The 5,760-nt window shown below is 63.9% G+C and carries 6 protein-coding genes; all 6 read right to left on the bottom strand.

Annotated elements, in window-relative coordinates; all coding sequences use genetic code 11:
- Positions 1–179: 179 nt before the first annotated feature.
- The 6 genes from KBY72_RS14150 to KBY72_RS14125 all read right to left on the bottom strand — a co-directional run bounded on the left by KBY72_RS14150 (position 180) and on the right by KBY72_RS14125 (position 5,653).
- Positions 180–401 carry a hypothetical protein gene (locus KBY72_RS14150; RefSeq protein WP_254993842.1) on the bottom strand — a complete coding sequence of 74 codons (222 nt, stop codon included), beginning with the start codon at positions 399–401 and terminating at the stop codon, positions 180–182.
- Positions 402–403: 2 nt separating this feature from the next.
- The gene (locus tag KBY72_RS14145; protein WP_254962392.1) at positions 404–685 is read right to left on the bottom strand and encodes a hypothetical protein; all 282 of its coding nucleotides are present in this window, start codon (positions 683–685) and stop codon (positions 404–406) included.
- A gap of 183 nt (positions 686–868) precedes the next feature.
- Complete coding sequence (locus KBY72_RS14140) at positions 869–1,531, bottom strand: recombinase family protein (RefSeq protein WP_254962391.1); 663 nt, start codon at positions 1,529–1,531, stop codon at positions 869–871.
- 129 nt (positions 1,532–1,660) lie between these two features.
- Entirely contained in the window at positions 1,661–1,936 is a 276-nt protein-coding gene (locus KBY72_RS14135; protein WP_254993841.1) for a hypothetical protein, read from the bottom strand.
- A gap of 82 nt (positions 1,937–2,018) precedes the next feature.
- A complete protein-coding gene (locus KBY72_RS14130) occupies positions 2,019–5,309 on the bottom strand; it encodes a plasmid replication protein, CyRepA1 family (protein ID WP_254962395.1) in 3,291 nt (1,096 codons plus the stop codon).
- A 170-nt stretch (positions 5,310–5,479) separates the two neighbouring features.
- Positions 5,480–5,653, bottom strand: coding sequence for a hypothetical protein (locus KBY72_RS14125; RefSeq protein WP_254962394.1), 174 nt, complete (start codon positions 5,651–5,653; stop codon positions 5,480–5,482).
- Between the last annotated feature and the right edge of the window lie 107 nt (positions 5,654–5,760).

The following is a 5,760-nucleotide window of genomic DNA, read 5'->3' as shown; positions in this document are numbered from 1 at the left end:
GCGTTGGGAATTGCTTTCATGACTACATGGGAAATTGAAAAAAGGGGCGGTTACGTTAATTCCGCCCTGTACTCATATTGAGGAAACGTACGAACCGCTGCAAAAAACCAGTTCGACTACATTAGTCTAGCGGAGTTTTCTCCCGATGATGTATTCCCAGTCGCTGGCGTAGGGCTCGCTCACTTACTTAGCCTTGCGCCTTGGATGATGTTTTCGGCGGTGGCGCTGTTTGTCTTGGCGCTCCACTGCGGCTCCCGCCACATCTGCGAGAGGTCGCGACGGTCAAAGGTGCCGCCATGATTAACGGCCTGCTGGCTCCAATCGGTGGGCAGGGCCTGGCCAACGGGCGGGGCCACTCTGGCGGCGATTGGGTTGGGGCGGCGATTTGTGAGTCGTTTCATAATTAGCAATCAATGAGATGGAGGTCGCGGTTTAGCTGGCCGGCGGCGGCAGTGGCGCGGGCCTGCAGCATCTGGGCGGTGTCCCAGCGGTCGTTTGCCTTATCTAGGGCAATGCCTAGGCGGGCGTATTGCTGCACCAGTTCCCGATGGCGGCCGCCCTGTTCCAGCAGGGCCTGTTCCAGGGTGCCGAAGTCGCAGTGCATTAGCTCGCACAGGCGATTAGCGCATTGCTCCCAGCGGCCAAGAGCAATTTTGTAGTCCTCGCGCAGTTGCAAATAGTTCATAATTGCAGAGCTTTCTAATATCTTAGCGTGGCAATCACTACATTTGAAAACTAGACCGTTCGTTATCGCAGATTTGGGACTAGGGCCCCCAGCAACTGCTGGCGCTGGCGGCGGCGTTATTGCTCCAGGGGGCTTAGAAGGGGGCACCTGCGCGCAGCTGATGGCGGAGCCATCAGCCTGCGCTCACAGTCCCAGGCGCTGAACGATGCGCGCCACCTGCGTGGGATGCAGCGGGGTGCCATTGCGACTGGTGCGGCCAGCCTTCGCCAGTGCATCAGCCATTGCTCGCAGTGCCATGCCGCTGGCGACCATCGGCGCCAGCACTCCACGCAGTTGCTCTGCGTCGCTGTTGGCCTTCGCCTTGGCGGCTTCGTTGGTCTTGATGGTGTTGGGCCTAAGGCCTCCCAAAACCACGCCACGGGCGCGTGCGGCGGCCAGGCCAGCCTTAGTGCGGGCACTAATAAATTCCCGCTCCTGCTCCGCCAGTGCGGCGTAGATATGAAGCTGGAACTTATCCGCCGTTGGCATACAGGCCACGCGGAAGCTGAGCCTGTGATCCTCCAGCAGGCCAGCGATGAAACTCACGCGGCGGCTGAGTCTGTCCAACTTCGCCACCAGCAGCGTGGCGCCTTCGCGCTTGGCGTGGGCGATGGCCTTCGCCATTTCGGGGCGGTCATCATCAGCTCCGCTCTGAACTTCGGTGTAGCTGGCGATCTCCAGGCACCCATCGGCATCGGGGCAGCACTGACCCAGGAACAGATCTAGATCTCGGCGCTGGGCATCTAGGCCGTAGTTGCGACCTCCACGGGCTTCGCGGCTGAGCCTCAGATAGGTGACGTAGAGCATCGCGGTGGCGCCTGTCGCAATAGACTACGGCCGTTGTGGTTGTGACAATGCCGTGGTTGTGACAATTCTGCAGGCGGCCGCAGTGGCCTGATTGATTGCCTCTACTAGTGTTCAAAACCTAGACGGCATCTAGGTTTCATCTAGACATTGCTGCCACAACCAACGGGGCGGCCCGCCCCTTTCATCGGGGGCCTTGCCCATTAGGCGCCAGCTCCCAGCGATGGCGTGGTGGCGCACAGTTCCGGGGGCGGCCTTGGATGCCCAGGTGTTCCAAGCGCCCCTGCTGATGCCAGTGCGCTCGGCCAGCTCTGCGGTGGTGATCGCCCCGCCAGCAGCTCCAACTGCGCAACTCTGCGCAGTTGGAGCTGGCTTAGGCGTTGGCCCCTGCTTGGGGGATGGCGGCATCGCTCGAATGGGGGATGCGGGTAGACCATCTAGACGGCGCTCCAAGGCATCTAGGCGGGCTTCTAGATCTGAGCTAGGCGGGCTAGATCTGCCTAGACCTCCATCTAGCCCTGCTGTGATCCACTCCAGCACCAGCGCGGTGGCTGTTGTCCCCTGCTGTTTGGCTGTGGTGCGCAGGCGCTCCAGCAATGGCGAGGGGCAATTGATGGCTAGTTGGCTGCGGCGCATCATCTAGTTGGGCATCTAGACCAATTGAACCGCCAGCCGCCGCCGCCCGCCACGGGTTGGCCAGCTCTGCGGGGGGTGCTCCACCACAGGCTGTTTTATTAGCGAAGCCCTCCAAAACAGCACTAGGTGGAGCAAGCCCTAAGCCCTTACGCTGCAGGCGCTCTGCAGCTTCCCGCAGTAGCTGGAGCTGCTCGGCATCGGCCCCGTAGTTGCGGGCGTTGGAGCCACTGCGCTGGCTGGTGGTGGTAATGCCATAGCTGAGCAGCAGGGCTCCCACCAGGGCGGTGTCGGTGTCGTTGGCCCTGATGCGGATGGCCAGGCCCTGCTCGATGGCCTTGGCGTAGCGGCGGGCCTTAGCGGCCAGCTCTATCAGCTCAGGGGTGGCGCCGCTCCAGCTATTGCCTCCCAGCGGGAATTGCTCGATGAAGCTGGCCAGGCCAATGGCTTCGGCCACCTGCTGGCGCTGGGCCCTGAATGATTGATCCCAGGGCAGGGGGGCTTCGCCCTTAGGAGTGGTGGCGGCCAGGCGCTTTGCATCGAGCACCAGGGCCAAGCTGGGCTCCAGCAGGCAGGCCAGGCGCTCGGCTGCTCCAGCCCACCGCTCGGCCCAGACCACCATCGCGGGCGTAAGGGCTTCAGGATCCACCAGGGCCAGGCGCTCCACTAGGGCGCGGCGCTGCAGGGCTGGGCTGTGTTGCTGCAGGCGGCGCTGGCGGTCAGCTTCAGCGGCGCTGATGATCGGCGCGCTGGCCACAGCTTCAGCGTGGGCCTGCTGGCGGTCGCCCTTTAGCTGGCTTTTGAGCAGCTTCAGCTCGGCGGCTTCGGGCTGGCTGATGGTTCCAGCGGGGGGCAGTAGCTGGTGGCCTTCGGCCCGTAGGCGGGCCTTGATGAAGGCGCGCAGGTGGCTGTGGCTGTAGTTGCGGCGGCTGGTGAGGTCGGCCCACAGGCGGCAGGTGGCGGCCAGGGCTTCAGCAGCAGAGCCAGGGCTGGGCTCCAGCAGCAGATCGGGTTGGAGCTGCTGGCGCAGCAGGGCGGCCTGATGGTTCCATCGCTGGCGCAGGTCACCTTCGGCCTGTACGGGCCACCAGGCTCCGCTCAACGGGGGCTGCTGGGGCCTGACAACGGGCTTCACCCAGATGTGGCGGGCCACGCCTTGCCTGATGCGGGCCAGGGCCTGCAGGGCTTCGCCATCGTCAAAACTTCCAGCGCCAAATACGCCAAACACGCTCCTGAAGTGGAGGTGCTGAATGGACAGGCCGCTGCTGATGGAGGGGCTGGCCACCACCCAACGGATGCCCCCAGCCACCAGGGCCTGCTCGTTAGTCAGCTTCGCCAGCCATTGCTGCACCTCGGGGGTGCTGCTGGTGGCGCTGGTGATGAGTAGGCCCTTGGCTTCGGGCAGGTGGTGCTGGAGCAACTGGTGGAGGGCGGCTGCTCGCTCGCGGCTGTCGGTGGTGACAAATACAGGCGCCTTAGCTGCGGCCACCAGTAGGGCCTGCTCCAACTGCTCGGCGCTTTCTTCGTACCAATAGATAGGCCAGCCTTGGGGGGTGCCCTCGGCCACCAGCAGGGCCACCTCCTGCGCGCAGCTGGTGGCCCTGCCACCAGCTCGGGCCTGCTGCAGCCATTGCAAAGTGCTGTCGCTCAGATCGGCATCGAGCGCGATCACTTGCGAAGCGTTGGCCACGATGGCCTGCAGCCGTTGGATTAGTAGCCCCCGCTGCTCGCGGCAGGTGCTGGAGGTCAGCAGGTGGGCCAGTAGCTGCTCGGCTTCATCGAGCACCAGCACGGCGCCCCTAAAGGCTTCGGGCTTAATGGCCAGCAGGCTGTCGGCGCACAGGCAGTAGCGGCTCGGCAGGCCTTCGATCACTTCGCCATCAGCCAGCAGGGTGTGACCCAGGGCGGTGTCGGTGTCATTGCGCCAAATCAGTCCCAGGCGGCTGGCCATGGCAGCGCCCAGGCTTCGGCGATGGGTGACGGCCAGCACCTGCGGGCAATCAGCCAGGGCCTGCTCTAGGGCTTTTGTCTTCCCGAAGCCCTTCGGCGCCCTTATGCCAACAATCGCTGCAGTGGCCTGCTGCAGGGCCTTCACCAGTTCCTTAAAGCCACCACCCACGCGCAGCTGCGCGCAGGTGGTGGCTTCTATGCGGCGCTCCGCCCAGTAGCGGCGCTCCCAGGCCAGCTCGGCCAGGGCCAGGCCATCGGCCAGGGCCTCCAGTAGTGCATCGGCACCCAGGGCCACCAGCAGGTCGTCGGGGCCACACTTCGCCCCATCGAGCAGCGGCAGGCGCGCCACCCGCACTTCAGCGCCAGCCTTCACCAGCAGGTGACCCAGGCGCACGGCGGCGCCCTCCACCTTGCGGGCAGTGCTGGGCTTTGGATCGGCATCAAAACAGATCAGCAGGCGGCGGCCACCAGCAGCCAGGGCGGCCAGCTCGGGCACCAGGGCTTCATCACAGGCGCGGCCTTTGGCATCGCGGGCCAGCACCATGCGGCCCATCTCCGAACCAGCCAGGCCCACTGCAGCCAGGCCCAGGCCCAGCAGGGCACAGCTTTTTTTCTCGCCCTCACAAATAGTGATCGGCAACTCGGGGGTGGCTAGTGCCCAGGCCCAAAAACCTGCGCTGCGATCAGCAGGCATCGGCAGGCCGTGGCGCTCGGCCACCAGCTTCCAGACCGTTACGGGCACCTGCGGGAGCAACAGGCCAGGCCTGCGGCCAGGCTGTGATTCGTATTTAATCGGCCTCCCATTGCCGCTGATGCGGGGCTCGTCAGGCTTCCAGCGGGGCGTAGCGGCGAAGCCAGGCAGGGCGGAGCCGATGAAGCGCCAGCCGCCGCCATCTAGGTGGCCGTACTTCCACTGCAGCTTCATCCGCCGCTGGTAGGAGTGGCCTGGCTGCTGGTTGCCCAGGGCGAAGGCCTCGGCCAGCAGCACCTGCCGCTCGTTTTCAGGATCGGCGAAGCCAGCGCCGCCAAATGAGCGGAAGTTGCTGGACGCTATTGCTGGTGTTATTCCGCTTTCTTCGGTCAGCTCAGCCCAATGGCTAGGGCTTAGATGCCGTGGCGGCTGGGTTTTGGTAGATAGAATGGTTGCAGCAATTTCTTGCTGGGGGCCCCCACTAGGGGCCATAATGCGTTCAGACATTTGTCGGGATCTGGCGTCGTAAGCGCCTTGTCCTTGAAGACCCCCGGAATCTCACCTCCGGGGGTTTTCGCTTTTGAGGGGCTGCGGGAGTGTTCGTCCCTGCCGTTCTCGGAGCTATCAAGGGGGGCCGCGGGATTGCGGCTGATTAGGGGTGTTGTATCGGCTGGGGGTCAGCGCGGCAAGGCGCCCTGCAGCTCACGGGCGACCGTTAAGGCGCCCCGGCGCAACAAGGTGGAGCGGGAGACCTTTAGGGAATCGCAGGCCTGCGCCACTTCCAACAGCTCGGAGGGCGTGAACCGCACGCTGGTGGGGGAATAAATACGGGCGTTGGGAATTGCTTTCATGACTACATGGGAAATTGAAAAAAGGGGCGGTTACGTTAATTCCGCCCTGTACTCATATTGAGGAAACGTACGAACCGCTGCAAAAAACCAGTTCGACTACATTAGTC

The sequence above is a fragment of the Cyanobium sp. BA5m-21 genome (assembly GCF_024346235.1).
GTDB lineage: Bacteria > Cyanobacteriota > Cyanobacteriia > PCC-6307 > Cyanobiaceae > Cyanobium_A > Cyanobium_A usitatum.
Note: the sequence above shows the minus strand (reverse complement) of the source record. Positions and strands in the feature narration are given on the sequence as shown.